This is a genomic window from Xenorhabdus sp. XBWT (assembly GCF_059072735.1).
The window spans coordinates 948,944-967,208 of the sequence record NZ_CM180990.1; the positions used below are offsets into that span (position 1 = coordinate 948,944).

Below are 18,265 nucleotides of genomic sequence, written 5' to 3' on the forward strand. Positions count from 1 at the left end.
ATCCGATAATACGGAGAGCGGCACAACATTTTAATGAGTTATCATACAGTGATAGTAAACGGAATTCGGTCGAAAAATCGATACGAGCAATTGCTTCAGGTGGAGGTGTAAAATGAATCTATTACGACGCTTAGGCCTACGACGTGGTAGTTTAATCATACTACTATCCATTGTTTTTGGTCTGACGATTATCTACCTCTATCATGCCTTTTATTCACGTGACCCGGAGATAGCTCTGGTGATTGGCGAACCTTACGAGGCGATGCGGCAACGCTCCAGTGCTAAAATTAGCCCACCCTATGATAATAGCATCGGATTCAGAATCCCAAAAACGGATGCACGCTTACGCTTTACCGATCCGAAATACGGATTTATTACCCCCCCTGCACGATTTTTTACTGTTTCCTATAATAAAGGAATCATTGAGAACGTGCGCATGTCTCCACAAATCGAACCACTACTCTATGACGATGCAATCAAAATTGTACTGGATTTACAAGATCAGTGGCGCAAAGCAGGATGGGTATTGACTCGCGCTGGCGAATTTCCAGCCTTGGCGAATACCCCCGAATGGCATGACACTCTTAGTAACATGAAAGGCCCTGGAAAAACCTACTGGCAAGCTGAGGATCGGTACCAGGTCAAGCTGAATTTGGGGCGTTTCAAAGATGACCGACACCCTGACGAAGAACGATATTTAATCACATTAGCGATTGCCAAACCGTGGGTAAAGAATTATTCAGACTGACACTGACGCACTTCCTTGTCTTCTCCGCTTGACCGGGCTAATACATTACCCCGGTCAAGCGGAGCGCTGCACAACGTTTTGATGAATTGCTACATAACAATAAACGGAATGTGATCGAAAAAACGATACAAGCTATTGCTTCAGGACGAGGTATAAAATGAGTCTTTTACAACGCATAGGTCGGCGACGTTCTGGATTAATCTTCGCATTATTAATCGTTCTTGGTCTGGCTAGCGTTTATCTTTACCATTCCTTTTCCGATAAACCAGAGATAGCGCTGGTGATTGGTGAACCCTACGAGGCAATGTGGCAGCGATCCAGTGCAGATATTGCTCCCAAATACCCTAATAACATCGGGTTCAACACACCTAAAACTGATGCGCGTTTACGTTTTACTGATCCGAAATATGGGTTTGTTACCCTTCCCGCACGATTTTTTGTTGTGCGGTATACTGATGGAATAATCAACAGTGTACGTATGTCGCCACAAATTGAGCCGTTACTCTACAACGATGCGATCAAGATTGTATTAGATTTACAAGATCAGTGGCGCAAAGCGGGCTGGAAGCTTACTAAAGGATACCATTCCTTGGTTAATACACCAGAATTGCATGACAGTCTTCGTAAGATGAAAGGAACCGGAATGACCTTTTGGCAAGCAGGTGACAAATATCAGATCATGCTGAATATAGCGCGTTTCAAAGATGATCGGCATCCTGATGAAGAGCGATATTTGATCACGTTAGCAATAGCCACACCGTGGGTAAATCAGTAAAGTAAACTCAGATGGGTGTGAGAACATTATTTCTCACACTCGCTATTTAGAACGATACTGACGCGCTGCGCTTGTCTTCTCCGAGTTACCGGGCTAATGAATTCACCCGGTAACTCGGAGAATCGAAGAAACATAATCGTTACGATTGGTTATCTCTATACCACTACACATATTTTCACGGGATAACGGGGTAAATGGCATATTTATTATATATTTCATTTAGTTACTCTATCCCATATTATCCCAGCATATCCCGTAATAGTGTGTCACTACTTTAAATTCAAGATATTAATACCTACCAGAGAGAAATTTTTTTTCGGAATAACCTCCATTGTTATAATATTTATTTTTGTAATAACACTACGTTACGGGATATACTGGGATAACACGGGATAATTAAAATATTTATAACTTATTGATATAGTTTAAAATAAATCTCTCTTATCCCAATATCCCGTTATCCCAACGTTTTTTTAACCCTAAGTGAGAGTCAATCTTCATCCCTGAAAATCAGCACCACAAATCGCCCCTGAGTGCCGTTTACTGAAATGGTTTTGCTGATAAAGCGATCTTTTTCCGTTTTAACCAGCATTCCGGCCTCTTCTAAGGCCTCAAAACCGGATTTCTTCTGTAATCCCTGCAATATCTCTGCTTCAAATACACTGGGAATAATGTGGTATTCCGCTTGCCCATCATTACGACGGTTATGCACCAGATACCCGGCAAGATCGCTAATTCTCATGGCGTGTGATGTATCAATATCACCATTTGGCCTGCCGTAGGTATAAGGTTGGAAGCGTGAAAGCCCGTATTTTTGGATAAAGTCACGAGTACGGGTGATAACCTGATATTTTTCCCGATTTCCGATGCCAAAATCAGCTAACCAATCATCGAAACTTTGCTTTATCGCCGCATGACTCGCTTCTTTACTCCAGCCGGTAATATGGATTGCCAGCTCTCCGGCAGCATCCAGTAACGCGAAACGAACAGCAACGCGCTTGACTTGGGCTGAGGCTTCTTCTGGCAGGCCATCAAGCCACTCTTTTTCTTTACGGGCGGTTACTTCGATTACCTGCTCCTGATTTACAGACAACCATTGAACCCATGCCCGACCCGCTGCACCACAATAGCGTTTGGATTCACGTTTGATGGCTCTTGCATGAGAATCACCATCCTCATAGCCATTGAAACATTCCGTATCAATAAAGGGCACACTGAGCAACCTGACAAGCTGTCCGGCTTTTGGGGTGATCCCACCTTTTATCAGGAACGTTTCTAAATCTTCCTCGCCTGTTGAAAGGGCGGCAATTTTCCAGCGGATCACCGCACGGTTCCCACCTTCCCGTTTCCCCTGAATTTTTCCGACACCGTTAAACAGGCTATAGGCACTGTTAGCGATTTCTTTCGGATTCGAACTTTGTCCGATTTCGTCAATGGGCATGAAACCATCATTACGAGCAGCGGCTTCATTATTTAAACCGTGATTAGTACCGTGCCACGATAATTTAAGTTCTTCGGGATCACCGTATAAGCTGCTGGCAGCCTCAACGGTGGTGGTTTTCCCTGCAGAGGATTGGGCGAATAAATGCACACCAAAGCAGCTACCACCTGTCAGTGAGTTAAGTGGTGCAGACAATCCCACCAGTACGCCCAGCATCATTGACCGGTTGCCTTTCAGTAATGACGCAACGTGCATTTTCCAATCTTCGGCTGTTCCTCTGACCACATAACCTGCAATTGCGGATGTGCCGCCACTGAACGCGACAGGCATATAAGGCTGACCGATGATTTCACCGTCCGGCATCACATAAGCCCCGCAGTGCCAGCCTGCTTTCTGTGTCACAATCCATTCACGGCGATCACCGCTGCGTTGCAGGTGCTCAGCTAAAACAGGCAATAGGCTATTTTTTACGGTGATGTTCATTCCCCGTGAACGCAATCTTGCCCAGCCTACCGGCATTCCGATTTCACGGCGGGGAAGCGCTTCAATGATACATTTTCCCGTTCCTTCCTGACGCAGCTTAATAATGAGATAGCCTTCGCTACCATCATTGCCAATGCCGACTATCTCCATGTAATCACTCAACCATTTTTCAACTTCGACGATTTCGCCACCTTGCTCTTTAGGTTCAACCCAGTAAATTCCGTTCTTGCGAATATCGATATGGGGTTTTAGCGGGTCGTATTCTTTCTCTTGGTATTCATCTGAATTAGCGGTCACAGATTTTGACACCGCTACGTTCTCTACCACCTGATACAACCCATTACTGAATGTCTGTTTTGCTGACTCAATGCCATGCTGCTGACGATAATCATCCCAGTCAGCTTTGTATTCCGTGGAGGGCAACGTAACCCAACCATTAACCGCAAGGGCAACTTTTTCTGCTGAAATCTTGCCGATATTTACCTTTGGGTTGCCGTTTTTATCCAGTTCGTCGGGATGATGCCAGTCGTTATCTGCTGCAATAATAATTTTTGTCTCTGGCCAGCGTTCCCTGACTGATTGAGCAACGGAGAGCAGATTGCCTGCGTCCAGTGCTGCCAGAACAGCGCCGTTACAGAGTTGGTTAACCGTGAGTGCCGTGGCGTAACCTTCGGTAATGATGACGGTATCAGGGTTATCTTCCAGCGTTGATAAAGGAATAAACGCACCTTTCTTCTGGCTACCGGTGAGTAATTTTTTCTCGCCATCCGGTTTGATGATCTGCGCACCTGTTACTTTTTTGTCCAGTGTTGCGAGTCGCAACACTGCTGAATTATCGGGCAACAACCTCTGATTAGGGCAATGCAGCCCTTTGGCGGCCAGATAGGGAGATTGTCCGGCAACAGTTTGCGCCATCAGAGCTGCCACTCTGTCGGCAATCGGCTGTGTTGTTTGAATGATTTTTCTGGCTGGTTTAGGTTCGGGCAAAGGTAATGCCAGTACATCCGCAACGATTTTCGCCGCCTCAGTAATAGAAATTCCTTTGGTTTTTGCTACCAAATCCAGCCCATCGCCATAGTTCGGAATGTCACACTGGCGGCAATGCCAGTTGCCGTAATGGTGATCATCAATAAAATGAAAACGGTCGGTGCCACCGCAGATCGGGCAAGCGCCATGTTTACCCTTGGCCGGAATATCAATGCCACATGCAGGCAGCAGATTTTCCCAATGATACATGGCGGACTTTTTCACGGTCTGAATCAGATCGAGCGCTTTTTGACGAGCGGTCTTATCTGAAAGTGTAAATTTAGGGTGAGTTTGGGTATGCTGTATATCAGCCATCATCGTTACTCCATATAACGGTTGTTGGTCAGACGCCTCAGATGTGTACCAGCACACTGGGGCGTTGTTTTTTTATATTCTGTTTATTATGTTATGTTCTTTTCTGTGCTATGCCGCTCGTGATCCTGCGATCCGCTGCGCAATCCAGTTATCAATCTCTGATTCAATAAACGCGATGGAACGAGAGCCGAGTTTGATTTGTTTCGGGAATTCTCCATCACTAATCAGTTTGTAGATCCACGCCTTGCTATAACCCGTTCTGCGCTGAACTTCGGGCAAACGAATAAGATTTTCTTTCGGTGCTGTCATTGTCATATTATTTATCTCCTGTTACCGAGTCCTTGAGAGCTCATCGTGGACGTTGTTTGATGACAGGCGGATTATTTAAAAAGCAAGATTAAATGAACAGCGTTAATTGTTTACTCCATTTGTGAAATTTATCGGTTTACAGGGAGTATCAGCTCCCGAATTGTATGCTGTATGAAAATTAGTCACTGTTGGAGCCTCCAACACAGTCTAAAAAACATCCATCATCCATGTTCTGTATAAAAAAATAACTGTGTTGGCACTGCCAACACAGAATAAAAAATCACCACACATCTTAAATTGTATGAAAAACAGGCTATTGTACCCCGGGCACAGGTGTGTGAAAAATCACCGCATCTTTACGCCCTTTTGCCAAATTTTCCGATCAAGACATTTTCACCGCGTTCCAGCATCTCCATATGGTCTGCATACCATTGCAGCATTTCCCTGCGCCCCTCCAGATATTGGGCGTGATTGTAGGTTCCCCGGATGCTGTTCTTATCCACATGGGCAAGCTGGGTTTCAATCCAAGCCGTGTTATAGCCTTGTTCATGCAGGATAGTACTCATGGTATGGCGGAAGCCGTGGCCGGTTGCTCTGCCATCATAACCAATGCGTTTAATCACCTGATTAATAGCGGCCTCGCTCATCGGTTTACCCGCATCATTACGGCCGGGGAAAACGTATTTCCCACGCCCTGTAATAGAGTGCAGTTTGATAAGAATGGCTTTAACCTGATTGGATAGCGGAACGATGTGAGGACGGCGCATTTTCATTCGCTCAGCAGGTATCTGCCAGATATCCTTATCGAAATCGAATTCAGTCCATTCTGATTCTCTCAATTCGATGGTACGCACACCAGTAAGCATCAGTAAACGTGTCGCGGATTGGGTCACTTCGCTTCCGCTATAACCCGCCAAGGCGACGAGGAATTCATTCATTTGATCAGCTAAAAGGTGTGGGAAGTGTTTTTGCTTCGGTGCTTTAAGTGCGCTGGCAAGATCAGTAACGGGATTGAACTCAGCTCTCCCTGTAATCACGGCATAGGTGAAAATTTGCCGACAGGCCTGTCTGGTTTTTTTCAATTTATCCAAAACACCGCGTTGCTCCATTTTTCGGAGCACGGCCAGCATTTCGGCGGGTTTAATCTCGGTAACAGCCCGTTTACCAATATACGGGAAGATATCTTTTTTCAGATATTCCAGAATGTCTTCGGCATACCCTTTTGACCAATTGGGGCGTTTATGCTCGTGCCATTCAATGGCGATGGATTCAAAACTATTGCTGACTGCAAACGCTTTGGCTGCTTTTTCAGCTTTCTTTTCTTCTATCGGATCATTGCCATCCGATAGCGTCCGCCGTGCTTCGTTTCTCTTGGTTCTTGCGTCTGCGAGGGAGATATCAGGATATACCCCTAATGCGAGTAATTTTTCTTTGCCTGCGATCCGGTACTTCAACCGCCAATAGCGAGCGCCATTAGGGTTAACCAATAGATATAGTCCGCCACCATCTGCAAGTTTATAAGATTTTTCTTTCGGCTTTGCAGTGTCCACCTGTCGGGCTGTTAGCTTCATCTGGGGGTATCTCACTTCATTGAACCTGAACGTACCCCTAAATATACCCCCATAAGATCGTGGATTTCAACCTACCTGACTGGACTATAGAAGAACGGAAAAAGGCTAACAATGCGTATTTACTGGGGTTTTGTAGACTTTGGAAGACGTTAAGATATGAATAGATGGTACGCCCTACAGGATTCGAACCTGTGACCTACGGCTTAGAAGGCCGTTGCTCTATCCAACTGAGCTAAGGGCGCATTATGGTATGCAAAATAATCAACATCACTAATACGTTGATGTGGGACGGGATTATACGGGCATAATGAAATGAGTCAATGGTCTTTTGCTCATATGTTCATTTTATTATTATCAATAAAACTGACAGGCGCTTCATGTTCTGACAAAATAGCCCCTATTCCTATACTTGATGATGGAATCTTAAATACATGTCAGCAAAAATTATTGATGGGAAAACGATTGCGCAGACAATCAGAAGCGAAGTTGCAGAAAAAGTCAGACAACGTGTTACCGTCGGGAAAAGAGCGCCGGGTCTTGCCGTCGTTTTAGTGGGAGAAAACCCCGCTTCTCAGATTTATGTCGCAAGTAAACGTCGTGCTTGCGAGGAAGTCGGTTTTATGTCCCGCTCTTATGACCTACCTGATACCACCAGTGAAGCCGAATTACTCTCCCTGATAGATAACCTGAACGCCGATACGGAAATCGACGGTATTTTAGTTCAACTTCCCTTACCTGCTGGCATTGATAATGTCAAAGTACTGGAACGTATTCATCCCGATAAGGATGTGGATGGTTTCCATCCTTATAATATTGGTCGTCTGTGCCAGCGTTCGCCAAAACTACGCCCTTGTACTCCCCGTGGAATTGTAACGCTGCTTGAGCGCTGCAATATCAATACTTATGGGCTAAATGCAGTTATCATCGGTGCCTCCAATATTGTCGGGCGTCCAATGAGTCTTGAATTACTGTTGGCTGGCTGTACAACTACGGTAACGCATCGTTTTACCAAAAATCTGCGTCAGCATGTTGAACAGGCTGATTTACTGGTCGTTGCTGTCGGAAAGCCGAATTTTATTCCCGGTGAGTGGATTAAACCGGATGCGATTGTGATTGATGTTGGTATTAATCGTCTGGAAAATGGCAAAGTCATCGGTGATGTGGATTTCGATAATGCATCCGAACGCGCCAGTTGGATTTCTCCTGTGCCAGGAGGTGTCGGCCCAATGACTGTTGCGACATTGATTCAAAATACCTTGCAAGCTTGCGAGGAATATCATGATGTAGATACAACTGAAGGTTATTGATGGAAATTTTTTATTTAGATAGTCACCCTTATGTCGAATTGTGTGATTTGCTGAAGTTACAAGGGTGGAGTGAAAGTGGTGCTGCGGCGAAAGTTGTGATTGCAGAAGGTTTAGTTCAAGTTGATGGACAAGTTGAGACTCGCAAACGCTGCAAGATTACTGCTGGTAAAGCTGTTGCCTTTAATGGTGAATGTGTTCGCGTTGAGGCGTAACCGTAACTTGATGGTTAAACACTAACTCTGATGTCTTCCAAAAAATCAGTACAGTATGTATTTAATGTGCTGATTTTTTATTTTATAAATTAAATTTAATCTCTTAGGGTCGAATCCCCCGTTGCTTGCGGCGTAAACTAACATAATGAACGAATACATCCACAAAAGTTTAACCTTATGAATCATTTTATTCCTGAAAGTGGTGCGGAATGTCGGATGAATGGTTTTGTGGGGGAGATATCAATATTCTCTGAGGATAGAGTCAGTGCTGAGCATTGTTGCGCAAAAATAACGCTTTCTTGCAGTTCCATACCTTCTAACCAACAATGAACAAGCCCTGCCATCATAGCGTCTCCAGCACCATTGGCATTAATAATATTAGTGTGGATTGCAGGTGAACATCCCGATATGCTATCCAGTTCACTGTAATACACACCTTCTGCATCCATGCTTAAAATTAGGCGTTGAACACCGTGTCGGTGGAACCACTGAGCTGCATTAGCGGCGTCTTTTTGAGTTTTAATTTTTATCCCACTGAGCGTTTCTGCTTCTGTACGATTCGGTTTTAGTGTATGGATATGGGATAACCAATGGCGGATCTTGGGGGCTTTGGAACTTGAAACTGTATCGACAAAAATGGGTACATTTCTGGCATGTTGAAATAACCATTTCAATGCCTCTTCTGTTAAGTTGCAGTCAACGACTAACACACTTGCATGCTGGATTAACGATCTGGATTGAGATAATAAATTTGGGGTTAATTTTTCCAAAATGCACATATCGTTAACAGCAACTATACATTGACCATTCTCATTGATAATAGAATTGCAAATTGATGTTTTTTCACCTTCTATTTTATATAAATGACTAACATTAACACCGGTTAATTTTGTTTTTTCAAACAACGTATTTCCATTCGTGTCATCACCAATAACAGAAATTAAGTAGCTTTTATTTTTTAATAAAGCGATATTTTGTGCAATATTTCTACCTACCCCCCCTGACGTTAAAATTATTTTCCCTGGGTTAGAATCTTCATAAATTAATTTGGCAGAGGTATAACTTGTTAAATCGATATTGGCAGCACCAATTGTAACAGTATAGATATCATTAGATAAAATATATCCTTTGCCTTTAATATAGCCTTTTTTACTTAGGTTCATAATATGTCCTGCAACACACGAGCGGCTAATCCCGAGGATATCAGCAATTTCTTGCTGTTGTATGAAAGGATCGGCCTTCAGTAATTGCAATATCTGATTTTCCCTTTTCGACATATCATGCTCTTAGCTATTTTTTATACTAATGTTGTATTGCATGTCTGATAAACAGTAAAGATTATTTTGATATTTGATTCCAATTATGAGAATACGATCGTAAGTTATATAAAGTGAACATTTTGCATAAAAATGTGACTTTAATCTTGAATTTTATACTAAAAAAATAGATAAAATAAGAATATCGTATACGTATATTAAACTAACTATATTTTATCCTGCTATAAAACTTTATTAAACAAATGGTTACGTTTTTCTAGAAAAACAACAAACAAATGTTTGGTTTTCATTGTGTATTTTTTATCGTTGGATAAATTAATGGAGGATGTAATGAATTTAGTTAAAAGCGAGGAAAAGATAACTCTTCAGTCATATAGCACGCTATATGACTGAAGATCCGTTTACTTGCTTAGTTTGAAATTAGAAGCTTGCTAATTATCATATATTATTTCTTATCAACCAATATATGATATGAAACTGCAATACCTGCGGCTTGACCAGCAAGTGAAGGCTCATCACTGGCTAAGTACAATCCTGAAATATAGTGGCCATCAACAGCATATTTTCTGTAGTTACTGGCATAGCGTTGACCAAGCCTAAATTGACGACCGTCACTTAATGTAAAGAATGCCTCATCAACAGCACCATTTCCCCATACTTCCACACTGGTTATAACACTATCATTTAGTTCAATTGAGTTTGATTCTGAGGTCACTGTACCCAGAGTATGAGATGATCCATTAGTAAATGTAATTTTTATACCTCCAACTCTAGGGGCGTTTCCAATTCTCTGTACATATCCAATCAGTGATTTTATTTTATTATATTCCCCATTAATAAAAGAGGGTTTGAGTGGTTCTTCCATTTGCTCGTCTTCGGTAAGAGCCTGGAGTCTTGTTTTGTTTGTTGAGCGATCAAATACAGTAGAATAACTGATAGTTTTCGGATAGAAGCTCTGATCAAGATTATTATTTTGTATATGATCAAGGACTTCAAGGCACTCTAATCCATGTAATAAACAATACCCTCTTACAGACAATAAATTATTGGTAATCGTTGTTGCTGTTGAGGTATTTACCGCATTATCGTATTCACGGGTATACACTTTATGAATATAGCTATTGGCCTTGGCATATAGATTTTCGATAAGCTGTTTTAATTCATTAACTTCTATATCTGTTAGCAAAATATCATTTTTCTTCTCTATACCCATTTTCCAGTAAGGTGCCTGTAACATAAGCGTATTGGTGTACATTGGAAGAATTTGATAATTTGTTTTATTATCAAAAGATTTGAATTTTTCATCTATACTTACCAGATATCTCGCTAAGAACATATATGCGTCATGGCTTTCTTGAGTGCCTGGTGAGGTTTCTAGCATATATTCCACATGTTCCATCTTTCCTTTTATTTCTTGTATATCTCCGTTCAGTATTCCTTGAATAGTTTTTAAATTCGCTTCCTCTATCATCTGTTCTACTTTTTGGAGAATTTGCTCCCAGGTATTGTCTGTTTGTTGCGGCCAAAATAGCCCTAGCAAAAACGATATTGCTGAACCCGGCCCGGGAATAAATCCTATACCTCCAATAATGGCATCTTTTATTATTGATGACATATCCCATTCATAATTAGGGGTAGAAACGGCATAAGGTGCTGTTAATATAGATTCATTAATTAAAGATAATGTCTCTGAAGGTTGTGATTCATTTGTGTTCATAAGTTCGTTATTCATGATTTTATTTCTTACCTTAAAAATATAATTTGAAATTTATTTATTATACCGGTTGTCTTTCAAGTTGCAGATTTGTTGGCTGCAACTTGATATTCATAGGGTAGATAAATGATATTTTATCTCATTATTTGTCATAACCTGTGACAAAGGCCCGTTTATCCGTATCGTTGTAAATGACAACCTTACTGTAATATACAGAATTGCTAGGTGAGTTCAATATTCCATCTTCTCCTGCTTTTACAATGATAGATGAATGTTCGAACCATTCTGATGTAAAAGAATGAGACCAATAAAAAACAGCTCTCACTGATGCGGCAGGGCCGGAATTAGCTACATAATAATTTGGTCGTGTTTCAGGAATAATTGGTGTATCAGTTCTTGTTGCTTGGATAGACGAATGTGGCTCTATTGTCATATCCTTATAATTACTAATTGAAAGAGGTTCTGAAAAAGGTGTATTTTTGATATCAGTTTCTGATCCTATGTTGTTACTAATTTTTATACTACCACCACTTATATTTATTGTAATCATAAGGAATTCTCCTGTTAAATTTAATGTTGAATAAAATATATTATATATTTATTAGTGTATAAGGTACTTTTTTGCTGTGTTTTATCTTTTGCCTATCATTAAAACATAGACTTGTTTATATCGTTGTAATGCCTTTTACTTCTGGATATTGTTCTGTGTTATTATTGAATGTGTTTAATCTAAGCACTATTTCAACAGGTATTCTAATCTGGCTTTTGAGATTATGTGAAAACTAAAAAATAGTTATTTGTTTTAATATTTATATACTTTTAAGGAATAGTATTTTCAGTGATTAGATAAGATTAATATGTGTGATGGTGCATGTGTTTTCATGCTATCCCTAAACATAATTTATGTTTGACCTTATATTTAAGTGTTATGGGGCTAAGTTTTCGTTTCATATTATATAAAGTAAATAACAAAAATACGTTGGATATAGCCCAATATAATTGGGCTAATGGCTATACCCGTTGTCTTTCAATTTTTGCAGCTGCATCTTAAAATACATTAGGTACATATTTTAAATTATATTATTTAGCATAAGGAAAATGTAAAAGAATGGCCAGAGTAAAATGTCAGGGTAAAGTAATATCCCCTCCCGCAATCAGTTTGACATGATGAATTTGCGGGTAATGTTCAGTCATCTTTTTTTGGCGCAGCCACCAGTGCAGATAATCCGCATCATGGTAATGTGAATTAAATAATAAGCCGACTACACTGCCGCTATGGGCGACGTTCAAGCCATAAATGCCGGCTTGTTCGACTAAATCCCGTAATTGTTCAAAACAGGGTTTAGGCAGGATTGATTGATTGGCGATGGCACTCAGTGTACAGGCTTCACCAAGACGATAATTATCATGCTGTTGGTTTGCAGCGAGGAATTTTTCCCATGCTTGTTGGAGCAGGGAAGCATTATCCAGCAGCTGTGAACGGTGATCTTGCTGATGGAATTTTTCCGTTAAAATGATTTGTGGGCTTTCCAGAAGCAAAATATCGACATCAGGCTGCCAGTCGAAAGGAATTTGAGTTTGGGCTGTAAGATGATCAAACAACGTTAATTTCTCAAATATAGTACTGTCGGTGGGTTCTAGCTTTACACAGAGTTGCGCAAGCGTTTCACTGTTTAGTGATTTACCTAATAATTTTGCAGTTGCATGTGCGGTTGCAGCGATATCTGCTGTGCTGCTGGCCATGCCTTTGGCAAGCGGGATTGCTGATTGATATTCAATGCGTAGGGCCGCAGAAAATTTCAGAGGAATCTGCCAGTAATCCAGCAATAAATTTACCATCTGGCGCATACGCTGTCGTTCATGTCGTATGGGAGTGCCTTCACTGACTGATACACAACTGAACCAATTAATCGGGCAGGAGATTAATTTTTCCCCCCCAAGTAACCATCCTTGTAAAAGCTCGCCACAAGAAGCAGGGCAGCAGGCTTCAGCCATGTGAAAGCACTTGTTGCATGGCAGCAATCAGGCGTTGATTCTCCCGTTCACTGCGTATAGCGATTCGATAGTAACGTTCATCTAACCCTGCATAATTTTGGCAATGACGGATAAGAATCCGATATTTAAGCAAGGAATGCCATAAATCAATATTGAGTTTATTGCAGCGGAAGAACAGGAAATTGGCTGACGGAGGCCAGATGGTCAGTTCAGGAAAGAAAGTAAGATGTGTCCACAGATAATGTTGCTGTGATTTTAGCCATTGATGTGTGGCAGCAATATAAGAGTGATCATCAAGTAAAGTCTCACCAACCAGAGCCGCAAAAGCGTTGATTGACCACGGCTCTCTCTGTTTTTTCATCTCTGCGATCCCGGCTATATCACCACTGAGCAGATAGCCCAATCGCAGCCCGGGAATGGCGAAAAATTTTGTCAGTGAACGCAATATATAAAGATGTTTATTGGTCGGAAATTGAGGGAACATTCCCCGGTTATCAGGCATAAAATCAATAAAGGCTTCATCAATAATTAATGAGATTGCCTGTATTTCGCAATATTCCACCAGTGATTGCAGGAACTGGTTGTCAGGCATTAAACCCGTCGGATTATTGGGTGTGGCTATAAAAACACAATCGGGTTGAATATTAGCAAGAGCATCCAATAGGCGTAGATCGGGCTGAAATCCAGCGTCTTCTGTTAGTGGGTACTCAATAATCTCCGCCTCAATATGTTGTAAGGCGCGATGATACTCAGTAAAACTGGGGATGAGGAGCAAGGCTCGTTTCGGGGAGAGGTAACGAACGACGGCGTAGATCAGTTCTGTAGCACCATTACCCGCTATCACCGAGGTATAATCACATTGATGAGCGGTTGCGATTGCCTGATGTAAATGGCGATATTCCACATCGGGATATTTTTCGATACAAGCGAGCTGATTTTTAATCAACGTCTTGACCCGTTCAGGTGCGCCCAGAGGATTGATATTGGCGCTGAAATCAATCAGTTGACTGGCTGATAGGCCATATTTCTCAGCAACTTCAATGATATTGCCACCATGTTCACTCATGTGCCTGCTTTCCCATTAAAAATTTTTAGTTTTTGAAGAGAGTTCACTGAGCGTGGGGAAAGTCGAATCAAAAGAGAGTGCTGTACTCAAATTAACGACATCACCAATCACAATCAGCGCTGGGGCATGTAGATTTTTCTCTTCTACTTTTGCGGCCAAGGTTTCCAGTGTGCTTATAACCTTATTTTGCTTGGGATGACAAGCATACATGAGTACCGCTGCGGGCGTTGAGGGAGATTTGCCATGCAGCATTAATTGTTGGCAGATTTCTGTCAGACGACTCATCCCCATCAGAATAACCAAGGTTCCTTCCAACTGGGCGAGTACATTCCAATTCTGCTGTTCGTTGCCTTGGGAGGTATGACCGGTCACGATATGAAAGCCTGATGCGTAATCGCGGTGTGTAACCGGAATACCCGCATAGGCTAATCCGCCGATTGAGGAACTGATACCCGGAATAATTTCAAACTGAATGCAATTCTGTACCAACACCTCGACTTCTTCCCCCCCTCGGCCAAATACATAAGGATCGCCTCCTTTCAGGCGAACAACCTGCTTTCCTGCCTGCGCGTACCTCACCAGAATTTGATTAATCTCTTCCTGCGGGATGGGGTGGAAATCGTGCTCTTTCCCCACATTAATGATTTCGCACTGTTCTGGTGCCTGAGCAATAAGTTCAGGATTGACGAGACGGTCATGAACAATGACCTCGGCAGAGTGAATACAGTTCAGCCCTTTGACGGTAATTAAACCTGCTTCCCCGGGGCCTGCACCAACTAACCATACTTTGCCTTTATTCATGGAATTACCTCTATTGGGTATATTTTTGCCGTCTTCCAGACGGCAAAACGAAATCCATTTAAGGATAGATAATTAAAAGAAAAATATATTTTTATATATGATTAAATATCAATCTTCATTCTTCATAGGAGCAAATGATTATTTTCATGCTTTTATTTTATTGGGTTTATTATTATTGTGTTTTCGTTGTGGTGGTTTCATTATCACGTTAATTCGATGAAATTAAATTTGATTTACATCAATATAAATATCAATTTTTTAAAATATTAATTATTTTCAATATAATCATCGTTAACTATTAGTGATATTTTCCGTGATTAATAACTTGTCATTTTATTAGCGCATTGCGTTGCTTGATTTTATGGTAAAAGATTATATCTTTCAATGCCTTGAGTTTGTTTTTATTGGTTTTTTAAATGGGTTTCTTTGTGTTAATTTTTATTTGCCATAATATAAAAACCTTTTCTTAATATAATAATCATGAGCAAGATCACAAAAGGAATAAAGGATGTTTTTATAAAATTAAAAACTGTGTATTTTGAAAATTAAGCAGTCTCTCTTATTTGTGTTTATTTTAAAGTGAAAATGTAGTGATAATGTTAACACCTATGCTTCCATTTTGTTATTAACATAAAATTAAAATTTTAATTCTGTCCTATTTGGATGAGACTGATTTTATTGTCATGAATTAACTAAATGACGTTTGTTTGATAAATATCAATGAATGGAAATGGGATATTGAAATTCTAATATCAATACATAATTTTATATTCAATGTATTTCGAGATGCAGACAATCCAATTGCAATTTGAAAGACGAAGGATATACATGTTTGGAGAAAGCAGATGCAACAGAGATATGCTTTTGTCATAGCAGGTACAGGTAGTGGTTGCGGAAAAACGACAATTGCGCTGGGCATCATGCGGGCATTGATGAATCGTCACCTGAGAGTGCAGCCGTTCAAAATCGGGCCTGATTATCTGGATGGTGGCTGGCATCGTGTTGCAACTGGCATCGCTTCGCACAATCTTGATGCGTTTATGTTACCTGTTCCCATTTTGAATGGCCTGTTTAATCAGGCCATGGTTGATAAAGATGTTGCTGTCATTGAGGGCGTTATGGGGCTATATGATGGCTATGGCGCTGATCCCAATTATTGCAGTAGCGGAGCGATGGCAAAACAGCTTGGTTGCCCGGTGATTTTACTGTTGGATGGCAAGGCGGTTTCCACTTCCATTGCGGCGACCGTGATGGGGTTCCGGCAATTTGATCCTATGCTCAATATCGCTGGCGTGCTGATAAATCGCGTGAATCATGACAGCCATTTTCAGTTGTTGAAGCAGGCTATTGAGCATTATTGTGACATTCCCGTTTTGGGAAGAATTCCTGTAATGGCAGATGTTGCGCTTCCTTCCCGCCATCTTGGCCTGATTTCGGCACAAGAACGAGGTGAACAACAGGATGAATGTTGGTCGCATTTGGCCCGGCAAATCGAAGTATCGGTAGATTTGGATAAGTTATTGGCCCTGACGCAATTGTCTGATTTCCCGGAAGGAGATATTGATGCCCTCGTCGATCCCGCTATGGGGCAGGGTTTGACGCTTGCTCTGGCGGAAGACGAAGCGTTTCATTTCTATTACCCCAATAACCTGTTGCTGCTGGAAAAAGCAGGTGTTGCTATCAAACGTTTTAGCCCGTTACATGATCATCAATTGCCAGCGTGTCAGATGATTTATCTGGGGGGAGGGTATCCCGAGCTTTATGCGCAGGAGCTATCCGCCAATCACACTATGCACTCAGCATTACGGCAGGCACATCAAAAAGGTATTCCTATTTATGCGGAGTGCGGTGGCTTGATGTATCTCGGGGAAGCCCTGACTGACGCACAAGGTGCGCGGCATAACATGGTGGGGTTGATTGCAGGTGAAAGCCAGATGAGAGATCGCCTGCAACGTTTTGGTTATTGTGAAGCTACGGCAATGCAGGATACGCCCTTGGTGGCGAGAGGGGAAACACTGCGTGGGCATGAGTTTCATTACTCAGATTTTATCACTGGGCAATCACCCATTTTTGACTGTGTGAAATGGCGTGATGGTTCTGCTCAGTCCACACACAAAAAAGTACAGAAACACTGGCAGGGAGGCTACCAGAATGGCAATACGCTGGCGGGATATCTACATATCCATTTTGCCCAACGCCCTGGTTTGCTTCATCGCTGGCTGACGGCAGCACGGAGGCTGTTATGACGGTATTACTGTGGTTTGCTGCTTTTCTTTTGGACATGAAACTGGGCGATCCCCCTCATTGGCCGCATCCCGTACGCTGGATTGGTCGGTTTATCACTCAGGCAGAACAAATTATCCGCCGAATTTGCCAAACTGAAATCAGCCTGAAATGGGGTGGAGTGCTGTTATGGCTGGTGGTTGTGGGCAGTGTCTGGCTGGCGAGTTATTGGATTCTGCAATTCGCCTATGGCATGACATTCTGGTTGGGCTGTTTGATTGAAATCTGGCTGATTTATACCGTTCTGGCAGGACGTAGCCTTAGTGATGCGGCGGATGCAGTTTATCAGGCATTGCGACAAGATAATTTGGTTGCCAGCCGTGAACAGCTAGCCAGAATTGTCGGGCGGGAAACCACTCAACTGCAAGCACCACAAATCAGCCGTGCTGCCATTGAAACTGTGGCGGAAAACAGTGTGGACGGGGTAATTGCCCCGCTGTTTTTCCTGATGCTTGGTGGTGCTCCACTTGCCATGACCTATAAGGCAATCAATACCCTCGATTCTATGGTTGGTTATAAAACCCCCCGATACCGGGCGCTGGGGATGTTTTCGGCACGGATGGATGATGTGGCGAATTGGTTACCGGCACGTTCGGGATGGTTACTTCTGGCGCTGGCGGCGAAATGGCAGGGGTTGGATTTCCGGCAGGCACTGCGTATCGGTTGGCGTGATCGCTATCAACACAGTAGCCCCAATTCTGGCTGGTCGGAGGCGACGGTGGCAGGAGCATTGGGTATCTGTCTTGGCGGGCCTGGCATCTATTTTAATCAGCTTGTTGAAAAACCGTGGATCGGAGAGGCAAAACGCGAAGTCATTCCTGATGATATCCCACTTTCTGTGCAAATGATGATGATGGCATCAATGATGGCACTCCTGCTGTTTGCGTTGCTGCATAGTTTGTTTAGCGTGATGTTATCGCCGTCAGAGATGGCTTGAGGAGG

At 42.2% G+C, this 18,265-nt stretch carries 15 protein-coding genes and 1 tRNA gene; 6 read left to right on the top strand and 10 right to left on the bottom strand.

The features are described 5' to 3' along the window. Window positions 1-112 precede the first annotated feature (112 nt). Together AC5JQI_RS04150 and AC5JQI_RS04155 are read left to right on the top strand one after the other, a co-directional pair. The gene (locus AC5JQI_RS04150; protein ID WP_493913834.1) at window positions 113-748 is read left to right on the top strand and encodes a hypothetical protein; all 636 of its coding nucleotides are present in this window, start codon (window positions 113-115) and stop codon (window positions 746-748) included. A 157-nt stretch (window positions 749-905) separates the two neighbouring features. Beyond that, entirely contained in the window at window positions 906-1,523 is a 618-nt protein-coding gene (locus tag AC5JQI_RS04155; protein WP_493913835.1) for a hypothetical protein, read from the top strand. 490 nt (window positions 1,524-2,013) lie between these two features. Here the strand turns inward: AC5JQI_RS04155 and AC5JQI_RS04160 are convergent, their stop codons facing one another. From AC5JQI_RS04160 to AC5JQI_RS04175, 4 genes are all read right to left on the bottom strand, one after another. Next, window positions 2,014-4,791, bottom strand: a complete 2,778-nt coding sequence (locus AC5JQI_RS04160; RefSeq protein WP_275387912.1) for a DUF927 domain-containing protein — start codon at window positions 4,789-4,791, stop codon at window positions 2,014-2,016. Between the two features lie 105 nt (window positions 4,792-4,896). Next, window positions 4,897-5,103, bottom strand: a complete 207-nt coding sequence (locus AC5JQI_RS04165; RefSeq protein WP_012987855.1) for a helix-turn-helix transcriptional regulator — start codon at window positions 5,101-5,103, stop codon at window positions 4,897-4,899. A 350-nt stretch (window positions 5,104-5,453) separates the two neighbouring features. Further along, window positions 5,454-6,668: a tyrosine-type recombinase/integrase gene (locus AC5JQI_RS04170; RefSeq protein ID WP_275387911.1), complete on the bottom strand. Its 1,215-nt coding sequence runs from the start codon at window positions 6,666-6,668 to the stop codon at window positions 5,454-5,456. A gap of 165 nt (window positions 6,669-6,833) precedes the next feature. Beyond that, window positions 6,834-6,910, bottom strand: a tRNA-Arg gene (locus tag AC5JQI_RS04175). 189 nt (window positions 6,911-7,099) lie between these two features. Here AC5JQI_RS04175 and folD point away from each other — a divergent pair. Then, window positions 7,100-7,975 (top strand): bifunctional methylenetetrahydrofolate dehydrogenase/methenyltetrahydrofolate cyclohydrolase FolD, encoded by an 876-nt coding sequence (folD, locus tag AC5JQI_RS04180; protein ID WP_493913836.1) that lies wholly within the window; start codon window positions 7,100-7,102, stop codon window positions 7,973-7,975. Then, the gene (gene ybcJ, locus AC5JQI_RS04185; protein ID WP_237388208.1) at window positions 7,975-8,187 is read left to right on the top strand and encodes a ribosome-associated protein YbcJ; all 213 of its coding nucleotides are present in this window, start codon (window positions 7,975-7,977) and stop codon (window positions 8,185-8,187) included. Before folD ends, ybcJ begins: the two co-directional genes overlap by 1 nt. A 182-nt stretch (window positions 8,188-8,369) precedes the next feature. On the opposite strand, the gene AC5JQI_RS04190 is transcribed toward ybcJ, so the two are convergent. The 6 genes from AC5JQI_RS04190 to cobA form a co-directional block, all read right to left on the bottom strand. After that, the gene (locus tag AC5JQI_RS04190; protein WP_493913837.1) at window positions 8,370-9,464 is read right to left on the bottom strand and encodes a PfkB family carbohydrate kinase; all 1,095 of its coding nucleotides are present in this window, start codon (window positions 9,462-9,464) and stop codon (window positions 8,370-8,372) included. A gap of 445 nt (window positions 9,465-9,909) precedes the next feature. After that, window positions 9,910-11,196, bottom strand: a complete 1,287-nt coding sequence (locus tag AC5JQI_RS04195) for a jacalin family lectin (protein WP_493913838.1) — start codon at window positions 11,194-11,196, stop codon at window positions 9,910-9,912. A 124-nt stretch (window positions 11,197-11,320) separates the two neighbouring features. After that, entirely contained in the window at window positions 11,321-11,728 is a 408-nt protein-coding gene (locus tag AC5JQI_RS04200; RefSeq protein ID WP_237387797.1) for a JHE-like toxin PirA, read from the bottom strand. A 575-nt stretch (window positions 11,729-12,303) separates the two neighbouring features. Next, window positions 12,304-13,173 (bottom strand): GHMP family kinase ATP-binding protein, encoded by an 870-nt coding sequence (locus AC5JQI_RS04205; RefSeq protein ID WP_493913839.1) that lies wholly within the window; start codon window positions 13,171-13,173, stop codon window positions 12,304-12,306. Continuing rightward, window positions 13,166-14,239, bottom strand: coding sequence for a threonine-phosphate decarboxylase CobD (gene cobD / locus AC5JQI_RS04210; RefSeq protein ID WP_493913840.1), 1,074 nt, complete (start codon window positions 14,237-14,239; stop codon window positions 13,166-13,168). The genes AC5JQI_RS04205 and cobD overlap by 8 nt, the downstream gene beginning before the upstream one ends. Window positions 14,240-14,254: 15 nt before the next feature. After that, complete coding sequence (cobA, locus tag AC5JQI_RS04215) at window positions 14,255-15,040, bottom strand: uroporphyrinogen-III C-methyltransferase (RefSeq protein WP_493913841.1); 786 nt, start codon at window positions 15,038-15,040, stop codon at window positions 14,255-14,257. 845 nt (window positions 15,041-15,885) lie between these two features. On the opposite strand from cobA, the gene AC5JQI_RS04220 reads away from it, so the two are divergent. Together AC5JQI_RS04220 and cbiB are read left to right on the top strand one after the other, a co-directional pair. Beyond that, a complete protein-coding gene (locus tag AC5JQI_RS04220; protein WP_493913842.1) occupies window positions 15,886-17,286 on the top strand; it encodes a cobyrinic acid a,c-diamide synthase CobB in 1,401 nt (466 codons plus the stop codon). Then, a complete protein-coding gene (gene cbiB, locus AC5JQI_RS04225; protein ID WP_493913843.1) occupies window positions 17,283-18,260 on the top strand; it encodes an adenosylcobinamide-phosphate synthase CbiB in 978 nt (325 codons plus the stop codon). Before AC5JQI_RS04220 ends, cbiB begins: the two co-directional genes overlap by 4 nt. Window positions 18,261-18,265: the final 5 nt, after the last annotated feature.

Coding starts and splice junctions, on each gene's coding strand:
- AC5JQI_RS04160 (WP_275387912.1), bottom strand. CDS start 4,791: ATGATGGCTGATATACAGCATACCCAAACTCACCCTAAATTTACACTT.
- AC5JQI_RS04150 (WP_493913834.1), top strand. CDS start 113: ATGAATCTATTACGACGCTTAGGCCTACGACGTGGTAGTTTAATCATA.
- AC5JQI_RS04200 (WP_237387797.1), bottom strand. CDS start 11,728: ATGATTACAATAAATATAAGTGGTGGTAGTATAAAAATTAGTAACAAC.
- AC5JQI_RS04165 (WP_012987855.1), bottom strand. CDS start 5,103: ATGACAATGACAGCACCGAAAGAAAATCTTATTCGTTTGCCCGAAGTT.
- AC5JQI_RS04195 (WP_493913838.1), bottom strand. CDS start 11,196: ATGAATAACGAACTTATGAACACAAATGAATCACAACCTTCAGAGACA.
- AC5JQI_RS04155 (WP_493913835.1), top strand. CDS start 906: ATGAGTCTTTTACAACGCATAGGTCGGCGACGTTCTGGATTAATCTTC.
- AC5JQI_RS04220 (WP_493913842.1), top strand. CDS start 15,886: ATGCAACAGAGATATGCTTTTGTCATAGCAGGTACAGGTAGTGGTTGC.
- AC5JQI_RS04170 (WP_275387911.1), bottom strand. CDS start 6,668: ATGAAGCTAACAGCCCGACAGGTGGACACTGCAAAGCCGAAAGAAAAA.
- cobD (WP_493913840.1), bottom strand. CDS start 14,239: ATGAGTGAACATGGTGGCAATATCATTGAAGTTGCTGAGAAATATGGC.
- cbiB (WP_493913843.1), top strand. CDS start 17,283: ATGACGGTATTACTGTGGTTTGCTGCTTTTCTTTTGGACATGAAACTG.
- ybcJ (WP_237388208.1), top strand. CDS start 7,975: ATGGAAATTTTTTATTTAGATAGTCACCCTTATGTCGAATTGTGTGAT.
- AC5JQI_RS04205 (WP_493913839.1), bottom strand. CDS start 13,173: ATGGCTGAAGCCTGCTGCCCTGCTTCTTGTGGCGAGCTTTTACAAGGA.
- AC5JQI_RS04190 (WP_493913837.1), bottom strand. CDS start 9,464: ATGTCGAAAAGGGAAAATCAGATATTGCAATTACTGAAGGCCGATCCT.
- cobA (WP_493913841.1), bottom strand. CDS start 15,040: ATGAATAAAGGCAAAGTATGGTTAGTTGGTGCAGGCCCCGGGGAAGCA.
- folD (WP_493913836.1), top strand. CDS start 7,100: ATGTCAGCAAAAATTATTGATGGGAAAACGATTGCGCAGACAATCAGA.